The sequence below is a fragment of the Neopararhizobium haloflavum genome (assembly GCF_002750855.1).
Classification (GTDB): Bacteria; Pseudomonadota; Alphaproteobacteria; order Rhizobiales; family Rhizobiaceae; genus Georhizobium; species Georhizobium haloflavum.
Genome location: NZ_NWUC01000001.1, coordinates 697,799 through 716,773, shown reverse-complemented (window position 1 = coordinate 716,773; position 18,975 = coordinate 697,799). Strand labels below are relative to the sequence as shown.

Below are 18,975 nucleotides of genomic sequence, written 5' to 3'. Positions count from 1 at the left end.
TTATCCCGCCCGTCCACCGCGGACCGACGGATGCCAGAAAGTGACGCGCTTTTCGATGAGCGCGATGAGACCGTAGAACGCCGAGCCGGCAACTGCGGCAACGGCGATTTCGGCCCAGACCATGTCGACGTTGAGCCGCCCGATGGCGGCCGAGATCCGAAAGCCCATCCCGACGATCGGCGTACCGAAGAATTCCGCGACGATGGCGCCGATCAGCGCCAGGGTGGAATTGATCTTCAGCGCGTTGAAGATGAACGGCCAGGCCGCCGGCAGGCGCAGCTTGAAGAGGCTCTGCCAGTAGTTCGCCGCGTAGGTGTGCATCAGGTCGCGTTCCATCGCGCTGGCCGCTCCGAGCCCGGCGACCGTGTTCACCAGCATGGGGAAGAACGTCATCACCACGACGACCGCCGCCTTGGAATGCCAGTCAAACCCGAACCACATCACCATGATGGGCGCGATACCAACGAGGGGCAGCGCCGAAACGAAACTGCCGATCGGCAAAAGCCCCCTCTTCAGGAAAGGCGAGCGATCGATGGCTATGGCCGTCACAAGCCCGACCGAACAGCCGATGGCGTATCCGATCAAGACCGACTTCATGAAGGTCTGCTGGAAATCCTCCCAGAGCGTCGGGACGGAGGATGCAATCTGCGCCCAGATGACGGAGGGCGCCGGCAGCAACACCTCCGGTACGGCAAAGCCGCGGGTCAGACCTTCCCACAACACCAGCAGCGCGACGCCGAAAAGCAGCGGGACCACCATTCCAATGGCGCGTTGCGCCGCGGCACTGTCCGGCTTGCGTCGCACGAGCCATTCGTTGAAGGCCCAGGCGGTGAGCCAGAACAGGACGGCAAACGCGATCCAACCGCCGCTCATGGCTGCACTCCCGTGCGTTTCAGAACGCGCTTTTCGACCGCACCGATCGCAAAGATCAATGTCGCCGACAGCGCCGCCGCCATGAACAGCGCGGCCCAGATCTGCGTCGTCTGGCCGTAATAGGAACCGGCAAGCAGCCGCGAGCCGAGCCCGCCCGCAGCGCCGGTCGGCAGTTCTCCGACGATGGCGCCGACGAGGCTCGCCGCAACCCCGACCTTCATCGAGGTGAAGAGATAGGGGATGGCGCTCGGCCAGCGCAGCTTTGCAAAGACCTCGCCTCGTGAGGCGTTGTAGGTCCGCATCAGATCCATCTGCAAAGCATCGGGGCTGCGAAAGCCCTTCACCATGCCGACGACCACGGGAAAGAACGACAGATAGGTCGAGATCAGCGATTTCGGGACAAGGCCCGTGAGCCCGATCGAGGCAAGCACGACCACGACCATCGGCGCGATTGCAAGGATCGGGATGGTCTGCGAGGCGATCAGCCATGGCATCAACGATCGGTCGACCGCCCGATTGTGAATGATCAGCACGGCCAGGGCGATGCCGAGGACGGTACCCATGACGAAGCCGAGCAGCGTGGCCGACAGCGTGATCCATGCATGATAGAAGAGGCTGCGCCGCGAAGTGACGTCCTGCATCACCGTCGAATTCCACAGCTCCACGATGACCTGGTGCGGCGCCGGGAGAACGGGACGGTCCTGGCTGAACGTGCCGGCAACGAACTGCCAGAGCGTCCAGTCCTCTCCTGCCCGGTCGAACACCTGAAACTGCCAGCGCGCGTTCAGATAGACGGTGAAGCCATACCAGATGACCATGATGACGAGTACCATGGTCGCGACGGGAACGATGCGGCCCTGACCGGCCGATCTTCTAGCGACGGGGGTGAGCGCGGTCGTCGCCATCTAGTCAGCCCGCAGCTCAGTCATAGCTGTGCCCCGCCCGCAGTCCCTCGCGCACCCGATGAGCGATCTCCAGGAAAGCGGGCGTCTCGCGGATTTCCAGCGGCCGATCGGGCCCCAGATCGCATGTGATGATGTCGTGGATCCGGCCCGGACGTGGACTCATGACGACGATCCGGGTCGAAAGAAACACAGCCTCCGGAATGGAGTGGGTGACGAAAACCACGGTCTTCTGCGTCTTGGCCCAAAGCCGCAGAAGCTGCTCGTTGAGATGGTCGCGCACGATCTCGTCCAGCGCCCCGAAAGGTTCGTCCATCAAGAGCATGTCGGGATCGAAGGAGAGCGCCCGCGCGATCGAGGCGCGTTGCTGCATGCCGCCCGAGAGCTGCCAGGGAAACTTGTTCTCGAAACCGGCGAGGTCGACCAGCGCCAGATTGTCCCTGATCCGGCGTTGCCGCTCGGCCCGGTCGAATCCCATCACTTCGAGCGGCAATGCGATGTTCTTGCCGATCGTGCGCCAGGGATAGAGCGCGGGAGCCTGGAAGACGTAGCCATACGCCCTCGCCTTGCGCGCCGCTTCCGGCGACATGCCATTGATCGATATCGAGCCGGCCGTCGGCTTTTCGAGATCGGCGATGACGCGCAGCAGCGTGGTCTTGCCGCAGCCCGACGGCCCGATGAAGGAAACGAATTCGCCGCGGTCGATCTCAAGGTCGATCCCCGACAGGGCGTGAACCGGACCATCATTGGTGTTGAATGTCAGGTCGAGATCATGCGCTGCGATCACCGAAGTGCCGCCCTGCCCGTGTGCCTCGGTATCGACCGATGTCGCCGCCATTGCCACGTCGCTCAGACCCCGCTCGCCGGAATGCCCGACCGCTCCACCCGACGCGGCGCCGTCAGTTCCTTCCACGTCGAAAGCGCCTTGCCGACCGGCTGGTCCGGTTTGCGCGCGACGAATTCACCATGTCCCATGCGCCCGTCGAACGCGCCGTCCTTCACAGCCACATGGCCGCGCGTCAGAACGAAGCGGGGCAATCCCTTGACCTCGATGCCTTCGAACACGTTGTAGTCGATTGCCGAAGCCTGGCTGTCGGCCGAGATCGTCTTCGACTTGTTCGGATCGAGCACCATGATGTCGGCATCCGCTCCGACCAGGATAGCGCCCTTTTTGGGGTAGATATTGAGGATCTTGGCGATGTTGGTGGATGTCACCGCCACGAATTCGTTCATCGTCAGCCGCCCGGTCGCAACGCCCTTGGTCCACAGCACCGGAATGCGGTCTTCCAGGCCGCCGGTTCCGTTCGGGATTTTCGTGAAATCGCCGACGCCGTAGCGCTTCTGCTCCGTGGTGAAGGCGCAGTGATCCGTCGCGACCACCTGCAGCGAGCCGGACGCAAGGCCGTTCCACAGGCTGTCCTGATGAACCTTGGACCGGAACGGCGGCGACATGACGCGCCTTGCCGCGTGATCCCAGTCCGGGTGCTGATATTCGCTGTCATCCAGAACGAGATGCTGGATGAGCGGTTCGCCGTAGACGCGCTTGCCGAGCTGTCGCGCGCGCCGGATCGCTTCGTGCGCCTCCTCGCACGAGACGTGCACGACATAGAGCGGCACTCCGGCCATGTCGGCGATCATGACGGCCCGGTTGACCGCTTCGCCCTCCACCTGGGTCGGCCTTGAATAGGCATGCGCCTCCGGGCCGTTGTTGCCTTCGGCCAGCAGCTTCTGCTGAAGCGACGCGACGACGTCGCCGTTCTCGGCATGGACAAGCGGCATGGCACCCAGCTCGGCGCAGCGCTGGAACGAGGCGTACATTTCGTCGTCGTCCACCATCAGGGCGCCCTTGTAGGCCATGAAGTGCTTGAACGTGTTGATTCCCTTCTCGCGGACCACGGTCTCCATCTCGTTGAAGACCTGCTCGCCCCACCAGGTGACCGCCATGTGGAAGGAATAGTCGCACATTGCCTTGGTCGACTTGTTGTCCCAGGCCTGCAACGCCTCCAGCAGCGATTGGCCTGGCGCCGGCAGACAGAAATCGACCACCATCGTGGTGCCGCCATGCAGCGCGGCGCGCGTGCCGGTCTCGAAATCGTCGGAGGAATAGGTGCCCATGAAGGGCATTTCCATGTGCGTGTGCGGATCGATGCCGCCCGGCATCACATAGCAACCGGCCGCATCCAGCACCTCGTCGCCGGAAAGGTTGCGGCCGATCTCGGTGATGACGCCGTTCTCGATCAGCACGTCCGACTCGTAGGTCAGGTCGGCGGTGACGATCGTTCCGTTCTTGATGACCTTGCTTGGCATGCTGCTCCCTCTTTTTGTCTGCGGTGCCGCCCAGCTTCGTTGTCGCTTGAAGTCTACTCCACGATCTCCGCCGTCTCCACGACGGCATGAAAAAGCACGTCGGCGCCGGCCTTGGCCCACTCTTTCGTGATGTCCTCGTCCTCGTTGTGGCTCAGCCCGTCGACGCAGGGGCACATCACCATCGAAGTGGGCGCTACGCGGTTGATCCAGCACGCATCGTGTCCGGCGCCCGAGACGATGTCGCGGTGTGAATACCCGAGCCGGTCAGCGGCGTTGCGTACCGCCGTGACGCAACCCTCGTCGAACGTTACCGGGTCGAAGTGACCGGCTTCCTCGATCTCGATACCGATGCCGAGGTCTTCGGCGATCGCCCGCGCCTCCTTCTCGAAACGCGCCTTCATGGCATCGAGAGTCGCCTGGTCGGGCGAGCGGAAGTCGGCCGTGAAGACGACCTTGCCGGGAATGACGTTGCGTGAATTGGGATAGACGTCGCAGTGGCCCACCGCGCCCACGGCGGCGGGCTGGTGCGCCATCGCGATTTCATGGACGAGCTGGGTGATCTTCGCCATGCCCAGACCGGCATTGCGGCGCATCTTCATCGGCGTCGAACCGGTATGCGCGTCCTTGCCGGTCAGCGTCACCTGCAACCACCACAGGCCCTGCCCGTGCGTGACGACGCCGATGTCCCTGTTTTCGGCCTCGAGGATCGGGCCTTGTTCGATATGCAGTTCGAAGAACGCCTTCATCTTGCGTGCGCCGACCTTTTCCTCGCCCTTCCAGCCGATGCGGGCCAGTTCGTCGCCAAAGCTCTTGCCCTTGGCGTCCTTGCGCTCATACGCCCAGTCCTGATCGTGCACCCCGGCGAAGACGCCCGAGGCGAGCATTGCGGGCGCGAAACGCGTACCCTCCTCGTTGGTCCAGTTGGTCACGACGATCGGATGCTTCGTCTTGATGCCGAGATCGTTCAGCGTGCGGATGATCTCCAGCCCGCCGAGCACACCCAACACGCCATCATACTTGCCGCCCGTCGGCTGGGTATCCAGATGGCTGCCGACATAGACCGGCAGGGCATCGGGATCGGTTCCCTCGCGGCGATGGAACATGTTGCCCATCTCGTCGATGCCCATCGTCAGGCCTGCCGCGTCGCACCACGACTTGAACAGCTGGCGCCCTTCCCCGTCTTCGTCCGTCAGCGTCTGGCGGTTGTTCCCACCACGCAATCCAGGCCCGATCTTCGCCATCTCCATGAGACTGTCCCACAGCCGGTCGCCGTCGATGCGCATATTGCCGGTGAGTGTCATGAAGGCTCCCTTGTCGTCGATGTCGGTACGTGCTCTCAATCGAGCGAAGTCAGGATCGTCCTGAGTGTATCGAAGATGAAATCGATCTCGGACTTTTCGATGATCAATGGCGGCGACAGCGCGATGATGTCGCCCGTCGTGCGGATCAGCAGTCCCTTTTCATATGCCTCCAGAAACGCCGAGAACGCGCGCTTGGTCGGCAGGCCCGCGATCGGCTCCAGTTCGATCGCGCCGATCATGCCGATCGTCCGCAGATCGATGACGTGTGGCAGGCCCTTGAGCGAGTGCAGTGCATCCGCCCAGTAGTTCGAAAGCTCCGCGCCACGGGTCAGCAGACCGTCTTCCTGATAGGTGTCGAGCGTCGCGATCGCGGCGGCCGATGCGATCGGATTGCCTGAATAGGTGTAGCCGTGGAAGAACTCGATCAGATGCTCCGGGCCCGTCATGAAGGCCTCGTAGATCTCCTTCCTGACGAACACCGCTCCCATCGGGATCACACCGTTGGTCAGCCCCTTCGCGGTGACCATGATATCGGGAACGACATCGAAATAATCCGGTGCGAACGGGGTCCCGAGCCGACCGTATCCGGTGATGACCTCGTCGAAGATCAGGAGAATGCCGTGCTGGTCGCAGATCTCGCGCAGTCGCTTGAGATAGCCTTTCGGTGGCGGCAGAACGCCCGTCGACCCTGCCACGGGCTCCACGATCACCGCCGCGATGGTCGAAGGATCATGCAGCGTCGCAATGCGCGTCAGGTCCTCGGCCAGTTCCACGCCATGGTCCGGTTCGTCACGGCAATAGGCATTGCGCTCCAGGTCATGCGTGTGGCGCATGTGGTCGACGCCGGTCAGCAATGTGCCGAACATCTTGCGGTTGGCCACGATCCCGCCAACGGAAATCCCGCCGAAATTGACACCGTGGTAGCCGCGTTCACGTCCGATGAGACGAAAGCGTGCGCCGTCGCCCTTGGCGCGTTGATAGGCGAGCGCGATCTTCAGCGCCGTGTCGACCGATTCCGATCCGGAGTTCGTGAAGAAGACATGATCGAAACCCTCGGGCGTGATCTGAGTCAGCCGCGAGGCGAGCTCGAACGCCTTGGGATGTCCCATCTGGAACGCCGGCGCATAGTCGAGTTCGCCTGCCTGCTGGCGGATCGCCTCAACGATCCTCGGCCTGTTGTGGCCGGCATTGCAGCACCAAAGCCCCGCCGTGCCGTCCAGAACCTTTCGCCCGTCGGACGTCGTATAGTGCATCCGGTCGGCCGAGACGAACATGCGCGGCGACTGCTTGAACTGGCGGTTTGCCGTGAACGGCATCCAGAAAGCATCAAGGTTGTTGGGTCGGACCGGTGCGCTGGTCATCGATGCACGCCTCCGCATGGACGAACGAAGGGGATCGCTCGCGCACATGCCTGACTGATACTGTTCCCCTTCGCCATCAGCCCCGCTCGGGCCACGTCCGTTGATCCCTCTTGACGGGGAATTCAAAAACTTGACTGAATGGTCAAAATGTACGCTAGAAGAGCGTCATAGGCCGGTCAAGTCAGATTTCGCACTCCCGATTGCATCGCTTTGGAACTCATGTGCCGACTGCCTATCCCTTCGGCACGAAGAGGCGATAAGGTGCAGGAAACGAGCGAAATGCTCAACGGTTGACCATTGCGGAGAGAAGCGCTCGATGGACGTTCCAACCACGCGTAGACCCGGTGTCGCTGTCCCGCGCGCGGACATCCCGCGCGCGAAAGAGAAACGCACGCGAATCCAGGCCATCAACCGCGGCCTCATCGTCGACGCGGCGCTTGAGATGTTCTCGACCTACGGATTTCGCGGGACGACGATCGACCAGATCGCCGAACGGGCCGGCATGTCGAAGCCGAACCTGCTCTACTATTTTCCGAAGAAGGAAGACATCTACGTCACGGTTCTGGAAGAAACGCTGGAGGAGTGGCTCGATCCGTTTGCCGCGCTCGATCCCGAAGGTGATCCGATCGAGGAGTTGCGCAAGTACATTTCGATCAAGATGGAGATGTCGGCATCAAGGCCCGAGGCGTCCCGTCTTTTCGCCAACGAGATCCTCCACGGCGCACCGATGATCGGCCGGTTCCTGCAAACGAACCTGCGCAACATGGTCCACGAAAAGGCCGCTGTCCTGCGTCGCTGGGTGAGCGAGGGACGCCTGGCACCGATCGACCCCTATCATCTGATCTTCACGATCTGGGCGACGACGCAGCACTACGCGGACTTCGACGTGCAGATCCGTGCGGTGCTCGGCCCCCAGGTCGATCAGCCGGGACACCGCGAACAGGCCGCTCAGGCCGTCCTGTCCATCCTCCTGAACGGAATCCGGCCGCGCGGCTGAATGCGCCGACCAGCACGAAGGTGCGATTGCCCTCCTCTCGGCGGATCGCCAGAGTATCCGCGACTGGAGGAAAGCCATGGCCAAGCTGATCGCAATGTACCGGACCCCACAGGACAAGACGGCGTTTGATCGCTATTATCGCGAAACGCACGTGCCGCTGGCGAAAAAGATCCCGGGTCTGCGCAAATACGAGATCAGCCGCGGCGGCATCGATACGCCCGGCGGCCCGGCGGACTATCATCTCCTGGCCATTCTGCATTTCGATTCGCTCGACGCCATCCGCTCTGCCCTCGGCTCTCCAGAAGGCAAGGCCGCGGCCGGCGACATCGCGAATTTCGCAGACGGCGGTGCCGATCTCTATTTCTTCGATGAAGAGACGCTTTAGGGTCCTTCGGATCTCTACGGAAGCGGTGAACCTGGAAAGATCAGTCCGCCGCCACCACCAGCACGACCAGCCCCATGACGGTGACCAGCGCGCCGATAGCCACGCTCGTGCTTGTCCACCCGGCTCCGGCCAGACCCTCGAAAACGATGATGAAGCTCGGCGTGAGATAGGAATAGCCGAACACCTTCGAGACCGGCAGGCGCATGGAAGCATACTGGAGCAGGAAGAAGGTCGCCGCCGTCGTGAAGACGGCAAGATAGAGGATCGTCGCCCAAACGATCGGCGGCAAACCGGTCCAGGCCGTCCTTGCGATTTCGGGCACAGCGTAAAGAGCGATCCATCCGCCGGTCGCACTCAATGTCCAGAAGGTGAAATAGGCGAGCGGCTCTTTGCGATTGAACCGCTTGACGAGGGGCGCATAGGCGGCATGGGCAAGACATCCAACGAAGAAGATCGCTTCACCCCGGCCGACCGAAAATCGCAACAACGCCGCAAGGCGACCATCGAAGATCACCCATAACGCCCCCGCGCCGGCCACCATCAAGCTGACGAGGACAATCGGACCGACCGTCTGGCGCAGAAACAGATAGCCGAAGACTGCGCTGAGGAACGGAATCAGCGTGAAAACCGCCCCGGTCGAAACGGGACTGGTTATGCCGAGTGCGATGAACATGGTGACGAAATAGAGCGCCATCAGACCACCGAGCACGGCAAAACGCCACGCACCGACCGGCCATGCCAGAAGGCGGACACCGCTCCCGCGCAACATGAGCGCCGCGGCAGCACCCATGACTGCGACACCGATGACGAAGCGGATCGCATTGATCGCAGCGGGCCCGATATGAGGGGCCGCCCGCGAGCCAAGCGAGAACGAGCCGGCGACGAGAAGAGCGAAACAGAGCATGGCGAGATGGCCGAGAAGTTTCTCCCGGCCGATCGCATAGTTTCGCGGCATCGTCGTTTCCGACCGATCGAGGTCGTCGGCCTGCGTCATGGAGCAAGTACCGATCGCTCGGCCTTGCGTCTGACACCTCGCCTCATGTCACGATCCGGCGCACGGCGCAGACATCCCTATTCCGCCGCTTCCTTCGCCGCCATCGGATTGTTGGGGTGCTGCGTCCAGTTGGCATAGCCGGGGTCGATCGGCTTGTTCGTGCGTGGATCGGTGCCCGCCACCATCTGCTCCATGGTGATGCAGTCCTCCACCGGGCAGACATTGACGCACAGATTACAGCCGACGCACTCCTCGTCGATAACCTCGAAATGGCGAACCCCATCCACCATCGAGGTGATCGCCTGGTGCGAGGTGTCCTCGCAAGCGATGTGGCAGCGCCCGCACTTGATGCACAGATCCTGGTCGATATGGGCCTTCGTCACATAGTTCAGATTGAGGTACTGCCAGTCGGTGACGTTCGGCACAGCCATGCCCTTGAAATCGTCGATCGTCCGATAGCCCTTTTCGTCCATCCATTCCGAAAGGCCGTCCGCCATTTCCTCGACGATCTTGAAGCCGTATGTCATCGCCGCCGTGCAGACCTGCACCGTGCCGCAGCCGAGTGCGATGAACTCCGCCGCGTCGCGCCAGGTGGTGATCCCGCCGATGCCCGAAATCGGCAGACCGCGGGTCTCGCCGTCGCGGGCGATCTCGGCCACCATGTTGAGCGCGATCGGCTTGACCGCCGGACCGCAATAGCCGCCATGCGAGCCCTTACCGTCGATCGACGGTTCCGGCGAGAACGTGTCGAGATTGACCGAGGTGATCGACGAGATGGTGTTGATCAGCGACACCGCGTCCGCCCCGCCGCGTTTCGCCGCGCGCGCCGGATAGCGAATGTCGGTGATGTTCGGCGTCAGTTTGACGATCACCGGCAGGCGCGAATGGGCCTTGCACCACTCGGCAACCATCTGGATGTATTCTGGCACCTGACCGACGGCCGAGCCCATGCCGCGCTCGCTCATGCCGTGCGGACAGCCGAAATTGAGCTCGATACCGTCCGCGCCGGTATCTTCCACGCGCGGCAGGATCGCCTTCCATGCCTGTTCTTCGCAAGGCACCATGATCGAGGCGATCATCGCACGGTCCGGCCAGCGCTTCTTGACGTCGGCGATCTCGCGGAGATTGACCTCGAGATCGCGGTCGGTGATGAGTTCGATGTTGTTCAGCCCCAGGAGCCGCCTGTCCGGGCCCCAGATCGCGCCGTAGCGCGGCCCGTTGACATTGACGACCGGCGGGCCTGCTTCGCCCAGCGTCTTCCACACGACCCCGCCCCAGCCGGCCTCGAACGCCCGGTCGACATTGTAGGCCTTGTCTGTCGGCGGCGCGGAGGCGAGCCAGAAGGGATTGGGTGACTTGATGCCGAGGAACTCTGTCGAAAGGTCAGCCATGCTTTGCTCCTTCCCTCACGCCGTCAGCGCCTGGTGAATGTCCATCGCGGCGATCTTGCCGTCTTCGACCGATACGACCGTCAGGTCTTCGCCGCCGGCGATGCAGTCGCCGCCCGCCCATACCCCGGCCATGGAGGTGCGCCGGGTGTCGTCGGTCGAAATACGTCCGGCTTCGAGCTTCACATCCGCTCCGGCGAGAGGGCCCGCATCGAATGTCTGGCCGATTGCCTTGAATATCTGGTCGGCCGGCAGGAACAGCGTCTCACCGGTCCCCACCAGCTTACCGTTCGGCTGGGCCGTATATTCGAACTGCATGCCCGCGACCTCACCGCCGTCCCCGCGGACGATCGCGTGCGGGCGCAGCCAGTGCCGGATCGTGACCCCGGCCGTTTGCGCAAGCTCCTGCTCGTACTCGGACGCGTTCATCGCCTCCTGTCCGCGCCGATAGCAGATCGTCACTTCTTCCGCGCCCAGGAGCTTGACCTGCGTGGCGACATCGATCGCCGTCATGCCGCCGCCGATGACGACGACCCGTCGCCCCACGGGCAAGGAGGCCAGATCGTCCGTCTGGCGCAGCCGCGCGATGTAGTCGACCGCATCGATGATCCCGTCGGCATCCGCGCCGTCCAATCCGAGGTCGTTGACGCCCGGCAGGCCCATGCCGAGGAATACGGCATCGTAGTCCCGCGCAAGATCGTTCAGCGTAACGTCGGAGCCGAGCGTGACGCCATTGCGCACTTCGATACCGCCGATCGCGAGGATGAAATCCAGTTCGGCCTGCGCAAAACCATCGACGGCCTTGTAGGCCGCGATGCCGTATTCGTTGAGGCCGCCGCCTTTCGCGCGCGAATCGAGGATCGCCACGTCATGGCCAAGCATCGCCAGGCGATGGGCGCAGGAAAGACCCGCCGGACCCGCCCCCACGACAGCGACACGCTTGCCCGTTGTCGCTGCACGCTTGAAGGGATGATCCGACGCCGTCTCCATAAGATGGTCGGTCGCATAGCGCTGCAATTGCCCGATCTTCACCGGTTTGCCTTCGGCCGTCTCGCGCACGCAGACCTCCTCGCAGAGCGTCTCCGTCGGACAGACCCGCGCGCACATGCCGCCAAGGATGTTCGCTTTCAGGATCGTCTTGGCCGCGCCCGTTGGGTTGTCAACGGCGATCTGGCGAATGAAGAGGGGGATGTCGATCCCGGTCGGGCATGCATTCATGCACGGCGCGTCGTAGCAGAAATAGCACCGATCGGCTTCCACCAGAGCCTCGTGATGATCAAGACGCGGATGAAGATCGGTGAAATTCTCGGCATACTGGTCGGGCGCGAGCCGGCCCGACCGCACGTCCCGCTGCGCGGGCTGCAAAGTCGTCATTGTTCCACCTCGGCATCGAAACGTCGGCGGGCCGAGATGAGTGCGTCCCACACGCACCCTCTTTTTGTGGTGGTCCTCGTCGAACGTTCTTTATTGTCGTTCCAAGGAGAATGAGCGGAATTCAGCCACGCGTCAAATTTATTTTACCATACGATCAATTTTTCCAAATTAGTCTTACATTACAAAGATTTAAAACCAATTCGAAAATCGCGCGGCCGCACTGCCCTACCTAATCGTTGGCGGCGGACGACCACGGCCCGTGATGTGCGCCGTCCTCGCCGAGACGTTCAAAACCGTGCGCTCCGAAAAAGTCGCGCTGCGCCTGCACGAGGTTGGCCGTGCCCCGGCCGCGGCGGTATCCGTCGAAATAGGCAAGTGCCGATCCGAGCGCCGGCACCGGCAATCCAGCCGTCGTGGCGATCGAAACGACAGCCCTCAGATTTCGATCCGATTGCCGCATGAGGTCGGCGAATTTGGGGGTCACCATCAGGTTCGCGGCATCGGGATTGTCGTCGAACGCGCTGGCGATCTCGTCGAGGAACTGCGAGCGAATGATGCAGCCGGCCCGCCAGATGCGGGCGATCGTCGGCATCGGAAGCGTCCAGCCATACTCGTCCGAAGCCGCGCTCATCACGGCGAAGCCCTGGGCATAGGCCGCGATCTTGCCTGCCATCAGCGCAGCTTCGAGCTGATCGATGAACCGGTCGCGGTCCGCATCCGAAATGGGCAGCGCCGAGGGCAGACCGAATGCTTCCTCAGCCGCCATACGCTCGCCCCGCAAGGCCGAAAGCGCCCTGGCCGCGACCGCCGCCTCGATCGTCGTCGCGGGCACGCCCAGCATCTGGCTTTCGATGGCGGACCAGCGCCCTGTGCCCTTCTGGCCGGCACTGTCCTTGATCACATCGACGATGGGGCGTCCGGTCTTGCCATCATCGGCCTTGAGCACCTTGCCCGTGATCTCGATCAGATAGGAGTTCAGCCGCCCGCCGTTCCAGCGCTCGAAGACGTCTCCGATTGTCGCCGCGTCCATGTTCAGGCCATCGCGCATGATGCCGTAGATCTCGGCGATCATCTGCATGTCGGCATATTCGATGCCGTTGTGGATCGTCTTGACGAAATGGCCGGCGCCGTCCGAGCCGAGATGCGCCACGCACGGCTCGCCCTCATAGCGCGCCGCGATCGCCTCCACCGTCGACTTGATGCGATCGTAGGATTGCGGGGTGCCGCCGACCATCATCGACGGGCCGTGCCGGGCGCCCTCCTCGCCGCCAGACACGCCCATCCCGATAAAGGTCAGGCCGCTGCCGTCGAGCGCATCGGACCGACGCCGCGTATCGTGAAAATTCGCGTTACCCGCATCGATGATGATGTCCTTGTCGCCGAGGAGCGGACGCAAGGCCTCGATTTGCGCGTCGACCGCCTCGCCGGCTTGTACCATGATGATGATCGGTCGCGGCGGCCGAATGGCGGCGACCAGATCCTCCAAGCTCTCACAGGCAACGATCCGCTCCTGCAAGTCGCCCGCGGTTTCGAAGAACTCGTCCGTCCTTGCGCTTGTGCGATTGAATACGGCGATCTTCGCCGCGTTTTCCGCGATGTTGAGAGCCAGATTGCGGCCCATGACACCAAGACCGATGAGGCCGATTTCTGCGTCCGACATGAAAATGTTCCGAATTGTTGATGGACAGAAGATAAAATTGCGGCGCCGAAAGGCAACCGCTGCCGCCTCTTGCCGGCATCCATCGCTGGCACAAGGCGGCCGAAAATGCTTTGTCGGCGAAAGTCAGGTCCCTAGTTGCCGACGATGAGATCGACGAGTTCGAAGCGCCGCACGTCGACAATACCGAGATCGGAAATCCTGAGTTCCGGAATGACGACCAGCGCCAGGAGCGAGTGCTGCATATAGGCGTTGTTCAGCTCACAGCCGCATTCGCCCATCGCCTCGACCATCCGCGCCGCCTTTGCCGCGACGAGCTCTGCCGGCTCGTCCGACATCAGGCCCGCAATCGGCAGTTCGACAAGGGCGATTTCCTTGCCGTCCTTGAAGACGCAGACCCCACCGCCAACTTCGGCCAGCCGATTGGCCGCTTCGGCCATGTTTTCCTTGGATGTGCCGACGACGATCATGTGGTGACTGTCATGGGCGACGGTCGAGGCGATCGCGCAGGCGCCCTTGTAGCCAAAACCGGAAACGAACCCGTTGGTCACGCTGCCGCTCGCGCGGTGACGCTCCACGAGCGCGATCTGGCAGATGTCCTGTGTCGGGTCGCTGCGCACCAGACCGTTGCGAACCGGCAGGTCCTTCGTCAATGCCTTGGTCGGGGCCTGATTCTCGACAACGCCGATCACATTGACGCGTACGGTGTCCGCGCCTTCGGGCGCATGAATGTCGAAGTCGACGGACACCAGTTCCCGGCCGAGCCTGACAGTATCGCGGGCCGTGGCGGGATAGTCGAAGGCCCGGCGCTCGACACGAACCTGCCCGTCCTCGGCCGCAACCACACCGCGCGCGATCACCATCTCGATCGGGAGCGTCGCCAGGTCGGAGGTGATGACGATGTCGGCCCGGCGCCCCGGTGTGATCGATCCCAGTTCACGCTCGAGGCCGAAATGGCGGGCCGTGTTGATCGTTGCCATCTGGATGGCGACCAACGGCTCGCATCCGCATTCGATCGCATGGCGCACCACGCGGTCCATGTGCCCGTCGTTCACGAGCGTCCCCGAATGGCAGTCGTCCGTGCATAAAATGAAATTCGACGGATCCAGTCCCTTTTCCGTGACGGCCGTGATCTGGCTTTTCACGTCGTACCAGGCGGATCCGAGGCGCAACATCGCCCGCATGCCCTGTCTGACGCGCGCCACCGCATCCTCCTCACGCGTACCCTCATGATCGTCGGCCGGCCCCCCGGCGACATAGGCATGGAACGGCGAGCCAAGGTCCGGGGATGCGTAGTGCCCGCCCACGACCTTGCCGGCATTCTGGGTCGCGGCGATCTCTCCCAGCATCTTCGGGTCGCCGCTCGCCACGCCCGGAAAGTTCATCATCTCGCCAAGACCGATGATGTTCGGCCAGCCCATCGCCGCCTCCACGTCGTCCGGCCCGAGCTCCTCGCCGGTCGTCTCAAGGCCCGGCGCCGAAGGAGCGCACGACGGCATCTGGACAAAGACGTTGATCGGCTGGTCCACAGCCTCGTCATGCATCAGCCTCACGCCGTCCAGGCCGAGCACATTGGCGATCTCGTGCGGATCGACGAACATCGACGTCGTACCGTGCGGCAGGACAGCGCGGACGAACTCGCTGACCGTCAGCATGCCCGATTCGACATGCATGTGCGCGTCGCAAAGACCCGGCACCAGGTAGCGCCCCTCCGCATCGATCACTCTTGTATTCTCGCCGATCATGGCGCTGGCGTCGTCTCCACAATACGCGATGCGACCGTCCGCGATCGCGATATCGGTGCCTGCAATCACTTCGCGCGAGTGCACATTGACCCATTGGCCGTTCCTGACCACGAGATCGGCCGTTTCGCGTCCCGCGGCGACCGCGATCAATCGGGCGGCGGATTCGGGCCAGCTTTTCAATGTCGTGACTCCTGTTGGACCGGGAAACATGTGACCGTCCCAATGCGGCCATCATTTAGCCAAGCGATACGCCAGAAGCTGCGCTATCGCAAACCGTGAAGCCGGTGGGGTGCCGGCCGCCGGGATCGGGGAAAGCATTGCGCGGCCATTGGCTTTTGCGGTCAATTTTCCTATAGCTCGGCGCGATTTGACATATGACGAGGAACCATCAGTGTCCGCAACCTTCGACAAAGTCGCCGACATCATCGCCGAAACGAGCGAGATCGATCGCGACACGATTACACCTGAGAGCCACACGATCGACGACCTCGGGATCGACAGCCTGGATTTCCTTGATATCGTCTTCGCCATCGACAAGGAATTCGGCATCAAGATTCCGCTCGAAAAGTGGACACAGGAAGTCAATGACGGCGAGGTGTCCACCGAGGAATACTTCGTGCTGAAGAACCTCTGCGCCAAGATCGACGAATTGCGCGCGCAAAAGGCGGCGGCGAGCTGACCTCGCCTTCGAAGCAGCAGGGACGGCATGCTTCTCGAATATTTCCAGATGATCGACCGGATCGACATGATCGATCTCAGGGAGGGACGCCTTAAGGCGCATTCCACCGTTCCTGCGCAAAGCCCCGTTTTTGAAGGGCACTTTCCCGGCATGCCGCTCGTGCCTGGGGTCTTGCTTATCGAGACCATGGCACAGGCCTCGGGATTCTTCGTCCTCGCGAGCACCGATTTTCAGTCGATGCCGTTCCTGGTGACTGTCGACAGCGCCAAGATGCGCGGCTTCGTCGAGCCGGGGGCGGCCCTTCAGATCGAGGCGGAATTGGTGCATGAAGGGTCAGGCTTCACGGTGACGAAAGCGCGGATCTCAAGCGCCGGCAAGCGCATCTGCGACGCCGAGCTGAAGCTTCGGGTGATGCCGGCCGACAATCGCGAACTGGCGTCGCTCGTCCGGCGGCGCGCCGAGGAGATTGGCCTGATGGCAGCGATGGGTGATCCGGTCAAAGCGGGAGCAGGCAAATGAAGAGTGCTCCGCACGACGTCGTCGTCACCGGGGTCGGCATCGTGACCTGCCAGGGCGTCGGCCGGGCCGCGCACGAAAGCCTGGTGACGGCCACCGAGGCACCGCAAGCGGTGGTCGACAACGCCACCTATGCCCCCTACCCGATCCATCCGCTGCCCGAAGTCGACTGGTCGGAGCAGATCCCGCGCAGGGGCGACCAGCGACAGATGGACCAGTGGCAGCGTCTCGGCGTCTTCACGGCCGGCCTCGCACTGGCCGATGCCGGACTGAAGGACGACGCCGATGCCTGCGCCACGATGGACATGATCGTGGCGGCCGGCGGCGGCGAGCGCGATCTTGCCGTCGACACCCTCATCATCGACGAGGCAGCCAATCACAACGACCGCGAGAGGCTGCTGAACCAGAAGTTGATGACTGAGCTGCGTCCCACACTCTTTCTCGCGCAGCTTTCCAACCTGATGGCCGGCAACATCTCGATCGTCCACAAGGTGACGGGTTCCTCGCGGACCTTCATGGGCGAGGAGAGCGCCGGCATTTCGGCGGTGGAGACGGCCTATGGACGCATCCGTGCCGGCCAGTCGACGCACGCCCTGGTCGGCGGCGCGCACGTTGCCGAGCGGCCCGACATGCACTTCGTCTTCGAGGCGATCAACGCCTTGGCCCAGGGCGACAGGCGGTCCTTGTGGGATCGCGGAGGCCAGGCCGGCGGCGGCATCGTGCTCGGTTCGGCAGCGGCCTTTCTCGTTCTGGAATCGCGAGAACATGCCGAAGCCCGCGGCGCACCGATCTATGCGGTCCTCGATGCCGTTGGCGGTGATCGCGGCCCCCGCGGTGATGGCATCATGGAAGACCGTCTCGCACGCATGATCGAGACCGTGCCTGAGCCCGACCTCGTGCTCAGCGGCGCCTCCGGCCTCATCGACCTATCGGCGAGAGAACGTCACTTTCTGCAGAAGACACTGCCTAAGGCCGCCTTGCGCGGCTATTCCAACGTGACCGGCCACGGGCTGGAAGCCCAGTTTCCGCTGGGTATTGCGCTAGCCGCCCTGGCTCTGAAGGCAAAAGGCGTCGTTCCGCCCCTTGCCGACGGTGAGAGGAAGACGACCAGGCAAGCCAACCGCGCCCTCGTCACCACGATCGGCTATGTCAGGGGCGAAGGCATTGCCGCCCTGTCGGCGACGGGAGATCGGCCATGACGCGCTTCACCGACCATCAGGGCAGGCCGCTCGTCGCGGTCACTGGAATGGGCATCGTCTCGTCCCTCGGACGCGGCAAGGCCGATAATTGGGCGGCGCTGTCCGGCGGCCGTTCCGGGATCCACCGCATCACGCGATTCCCGACGGATGACCTTTCCACAAGGATCGCGGGCACCGTCGAGTTCATCGAGGTGCCGCTGATCAACGCGACGGAACTCTCCTATGCCATGGCGCGGGAGACGACCGAGGAGGCTTTGGCTCAAGCAGCGCTTTCCGGCGATTTTGACGGCCCGCTCTTTCTCGCCGCGCCGCCAATCGAGGCGGAGTGGGCAAGTCGCTTCGCCTATGCCGACATGGCGCGGGCAATCGGCGCCGAGGGCAATGCCTATGAGCGCTTCAATGCGGTATTGCGCGAGCGCGCCGATCCCGATCTGCATCAGTCCGTCCTCTTTGGGACGATTTCGGAGCGTCTTGCCGATCGCTTCGTCACGCGTGGCCTGCCGGTCACGCTGTCGACGGCCTGTGCCTCTGGTGCGACCGCGATTCAACTCGGCGTCGAGGCTATCCGGCAGGGCCGCACGGACCGCGCGCTAACCGTCGCCACCGATGGCTCCGTCTCGGCCGAGTCGCTCATCCGCTTCTCTTTGCTCTCAGCCCTTTCCACCCAGAACGAGCCACCCGAGCGCGCATCCAGACCGTTCACGCGGGATCGCGACGGTTTCGTTTTGGCCGAGGGTGCTGCGACGCTGGTTCTGGAATCGCTCGAAAGCGCGACGGCGCGCGGCGCGACGATCCTCGGCATCATTGCCGGCTGCGGCGAGAAAGCCGACCATTTCCACCGCACGCGCTCTTCGCCCGACGGCGGCCCTGCGATAGCGACGATCCGCGAAGCGCTCGCCGATGCCGGCCTTGCGCCCGATGCCGTGGGTTACATCAACGCGCACGGCACCTCGACGCCCGAGAACGACAAGATGGAGTATCTTGCTCTTTCCAGCGTCTTCGGCGACGCACTGGCCAGCATCCCGGTCTCGTCCAACAAGTCGATGATCGGCCATACGCTGACGGCGGCTGGCGCCATCGAGGCGGTTTTCTCGCTGATGACGATGACAAGCGGCACGCTGCCGCCGACGATCAATCACGACGTCCCGGACCCTGCGATCCCGCTCGACGTCGTTCCAAACGTCAAGCGCGATCAGACCGTCACCAGCGTTCTGTCGAACTCCTTCGGCTTCGGCGGCCAGAACGCCTGCCTTGTCATGATGGCGGAACCCGCTTAACAGCATCCCACAACCATCGC

17 protein-coding genes are annotated in these 18,975 nt (G+C 63.1%); 6 read left to right on the top strand and 11 right to left on the bottom strand.

Going from position 1 to position 18,975, the window contains the following annotated elements:
• Genes CN673_RS03660 through aptA form a run of 6 tightly spaced genes read right to left on the bottom strand, consistent with a single transcriptional unit; the run spans position 1 to position 6,744 of the window.
• Positions 1–873, bottom strand: a complete 873-nt coding sequence (locus CN673_RS03660; protein ID WP_099864831.1) for an ABC transporter permease — start codon at positions 871–873, stop codon at positions 1–3.
• Complete coding sequence (locus CN673_RS03655) at positions 870–1,778, bottom strand: ABC transporter permease (protein ID WP_099864830.1); 909 nt, start codon at positions 1,776–1,778, stop codon at positions 870–872. The genes CN673_RS03660 and CN673_RS03655 overlap by 4 nt, the downstream gene beginning before the upstream one ends.
• Before the next feature lie 16 nt (positions 1,779–1,794).
• Positions 1,795–2,613 carry an ABC transporter ATP-binding protein gene (locus CN673_RS03650; protein ID WP_099864829.1) on the bottom strand — a complete coding sequence of 273 codons (819 nt, stop codon included), beginning with the start codon at positions 2,611–2,613 and terminating at the stop codon, positions 1,795–1,797.
• Between the two features lie 11 nt (positions 2,614–2,624).
• The gene (gene hydA, locus CN673_RS03645; protein ID WP_099864828.1) at positions 2,625–4,082 is read right to left on the bottom strand and encodes a dihydropyrimidinase; all 1,458 of its coding nucleotides are present in this window, start codon (positions 4,080–4,082) and stop codon (positions 2,625–2,627) included.
• 53 nt (positions 4,083–4,135) lie between these two features.
• The gene (locus CN673_RS03640; protein ID WP_099865059.1) at positions 4,136–5,383 is read right to left on the bottom strand and encodes a Zn-dependent hydrolase; all 1,248 of its coding nucleotides are present in this window, start codon (positions 5,381–5,383) and stop codon (positions 4,136–4,138) included.
• Between the two features lie 35 nt (positions 5,384–5,418).
• Positions 5,419–6,744, bottom strand: a complete 1,326-nt coding sequence (gene aptA, locus CN673_RS03635) for an omega-aminotransferase AptA (protein ID WP_099864827.1) — start codon at positions 6,742–6,744, stop codon at positions 5,419–5,421.
• A 316-nt stretch (positions 6,745–7,060) separates the two neighbouring features.
• On the opposite strand from aptA, the gene CN673_RS03630 reads away from it, so the two are divergent.
• Entirely contained in the window at positions 7,061–7,741 is a 681-nt protein-coding gene (locus CN673_RS03630) for a TetR family transcriptional regulator C-terminal domain-containing protein (protein WP_099864826.1), read from the top strand.
• 76 nt (positions 7,742–7,817) lie between these two features.
• On the top strand, positions 7,818–8,126 hold the full coding sequence (locus tag CN673_RS03625; protein WP_099864825.1) for an EthD family reductase: 309 nt from the start codon (positions 7,818–7,820) through the stop codon (positions 8,124–8,126).
• A gap of 40 nt (positions 8,127–8,166) precedes the next feature.
• Here the strand turns inward: CN673_RS03625 and CN673_RS03620 are convergent, their stop codons facing one another.
• The 5 genes from CN673_RS03620 to ade all read right to left on the bottom strand — a co-directional run bounded on the left by CN673_RS03620 (position 8,167) and on the right by ade (position 15,494).
• Positions 8,167–9,120, bottom strand: a complete 954-nt coding sequence (locus tag CN673_RS03620) for a DMT family transporter (RefSeq protein WP_245409756.1) — start codon at positions 9,118–9,120, stop codon at positions 8,167–8,169.
• Positions 9,121–9,197: 77 nt separating this feature from the next.
• Positions 9,198–10,511, bottom strand: a complete 1,314-nt coding sequence (gene preA / locus CN673_RS03615) for an NAD-dependent dihydropyrimidine dehydrogenase subunit PreA (protein WP_099864824.1) — start codon at positions 10,509–10,511, stop codon at positions 9,198–9,200.
• Between the two features lie 15 nt (positions 10,512–10,526).
• Positions 10,527–11,882, bottom strand: coding sequence for an NAD(P)-dependent oxidoreductase (locus CN673_RS03610; protein ID WP_099864823.1), 1,356 nt, complete (start codon positions 11,880–11,882; stop codon positions 10,527–10,529).
• A gap of 229 nt (positions 11,883–12,111) precedes the next feature.
• Positions 12,112–13,542 carry an NADP-dependent phosphogluconate dehydrogenase gene (gnd, locus tag CN673_RS03605; protein WP_099864822.1) on the bottom strand — a complete coding sequence of 477 codons (1,431 nt, stop codon included), beginning with the start codon at positions 13,540–13,542 and terminating at the stop codon, positions 12,112–12,114.
• 131 nt (positions 13,543–13,673) lie between these two features.
• Positions 13,674–15,494, bottom strand: a complete 1,821-nt coding sequence (gene ade, locus CN673_RS03600) for an adenine deaminase (protein ID WP_099864821.1) — start codon at positions 15,492–15,494, stop codon at positions 13,674–13,676.
• A 181-nt stretch (positions 15,495–15,675) separates the two neighbouring features.
• Here ade and CN673_RS03595 point away from each other — a divergent pair, with 181 nt between their 5' ends.
• The 4 genes from CN673_RS03595 to CN673_RS03580 are packed head-to-tail and all read left to right on the top strand — an operon-like array spanning position 15,676 to position 18,955.
• Entirely contained in the window at positions 15,676–15,963 is a 288-nt protein-coding gene (locus tag CN673_RS03595; RefSeq protein WP_099865057.1) for an acyl carrier protein, read from the top strand.
• A 27-nt stretch (positions 15,964–15,990) separates the two neighbouring features.
• Positions 15,991–16,482 (top strand): 3-hydroxyacyl-ACP dehydratase FabZ family protein, encoded by a 492-nt coding sequence (locus CN673_RS03590; protein ID WP_099864820.1) that lies wholly within the window; start codon positions 15,991–15,993, stop codon positions 16,480–16,482.
• Positions 16,479–17,678 carry a beta-ketoacyl-ACP synthase gene (locus CN673_RS03585; protein ID WP_099864819.1) on the top strand — a complete coding sequence of 400 codons (1,200 nt, stop codon included), beginning with the start codon at positions 16,479–16,481 and terminating at the stop codon, positions 17,676–17,678. The genes CN673_RS03590 and CN673_RS03585 overlap by 4 nt, the downstream gene beginning before the upstream one ends.
• Positions 17,675–18,955 (top strand): beta-ketoacyl-ACP synthase, encoded by a 1,281-nt coding sequence (locus CN673_RS03580; RefSeq protein WP_099864818.1) that lies wholly within the window; start codon positions 17,675–17,677, stop codon positions 18,953–18,955. Before CN673_RS03585 ends, CN673_RS03580 begins: the two co-directional genes overlap by 4 nt.
• The last annotated feature ends 20 nt before the right edge of the window (positions 18,956–18,975 follow it).

What these genes read in the sequence shown, in the direction of transcription:
- aptA (WP_099864827.1), bottom strand. Translation starts at nt 6,744, where the DNA reads ATGACCAGCGCACCGGTCCGACCCAACAACCTTGATGCTTTCTGGATG.
- gnd (WP_099864822.1), bottom strand. Translation starts at nt 13,542, where the DNA reads ATGTCGGACGCAGAAATCGGCCTCATCGGTCTTGGTGTCATGGGCCGC.
- CN673_RS03625 (WP_099864825.1), top strand. Translation starts at nt 7,818, where the DNA reads ATGGCCAAGCTGATCGCAATGTACCGGACCCCACAGGACAAGACGGCG.
- CN673_RS03630 (WP_099864826.1), top strand. Translation starts at nt 7,061, where the DNA reads ATGGACGTTCCAACCACGCGTAGACCCGGTGTCGCTGTCCCGCGCGCG.
- CN673_RS03620 (WP_245409756.1), bottom strand. Translation starts at nt 9,120, where the DNA reads ATGACGCAGGCCGACGACCTCGATCGGTCGGAAACGACGATGCCGCGA.
- hydA (WP_099864828.1), bottom strand. Translation starts at nt 4,082, where the DNA reads ATGCCAAGCAAGGTCATCAAGAACGGAACGATCGTCACCGCCGACCTG.
- CN673_RS03655 (WP_099864830.1), bottom strand. Translation starts at nt 1,778, where the DNA reads ATGGCGACGACCGCGCTCACCCCCGTCGCTAGAAGATCGGCCGGTCAG.
- CN673_RS03585 (WP_099864819.1), top strand. Translation starts at nt 16,479, where the DNA reads ATGAAGAGTGCTCCGCACGACGTCGTCGTCACCGGGGTCGGCATCGTG.
- CN673_RS03660 (WP_099864831.1), bottom strand. Translation starts at nt 873, where the DNA reads ATGAGCGGCGGTTGGATCGCGTTTGCCGTCCTGTTCTGGCTCACCGCC.
- CN673_RS03610 (WP_099864823.1), bottom strand. Translation starts at nt 11,882, where the DNA reads ATGACGACTTTGCAGCCCGCGCAGCGGGACGTGCGGTCGGGCCGGCTC.
- CN673_RS03650 (WP_099864829.1), bottom strand. Translation starts at nt 2,613, where the DNA reads ATGGCGGCGACATCGGTCGATACCGAGGCACACGGGCAGGGCGGCACT.
- CN673_RS03590 (WP_099864820.1), top strand. Translation starts at nt 15,991, where the DNA reads ATGCTTCTCGAATATTTCCAGATGATCGACCGGATCGACATGATCGAT.
- ade (WP_099864821.1), bottom strand. Translation starts at nt 15,494, where the DNA reads ATGTTTCCCGGTCCAACAGGAGTCACGACATTGAAAAGCTGGCCCGAA.
- CN673_RS03640 (WP_099865059.1), bottom strand. Translation starts at nt 5,383, where the DNA reads ATGACACTCACCGGCAATATGCGCATCGACGGCGACCGGCTGTGGGAC.
- preA (WP_099864824.1), bottom strand. Translation starts at nt 10,511, where the DNA reads ATGGCTGACCTTTCGACAGAGTTCCTCGGCATCAAGTCACCCAATCCC.
- CN673_RS03580 (WP_099864818.1), top strand. Translation starts at nt 17,675, where the DNA reads ATGACGCGCTTCACCGACCATCAGGGCAGGCCGCTCGTCGCGGTCACT.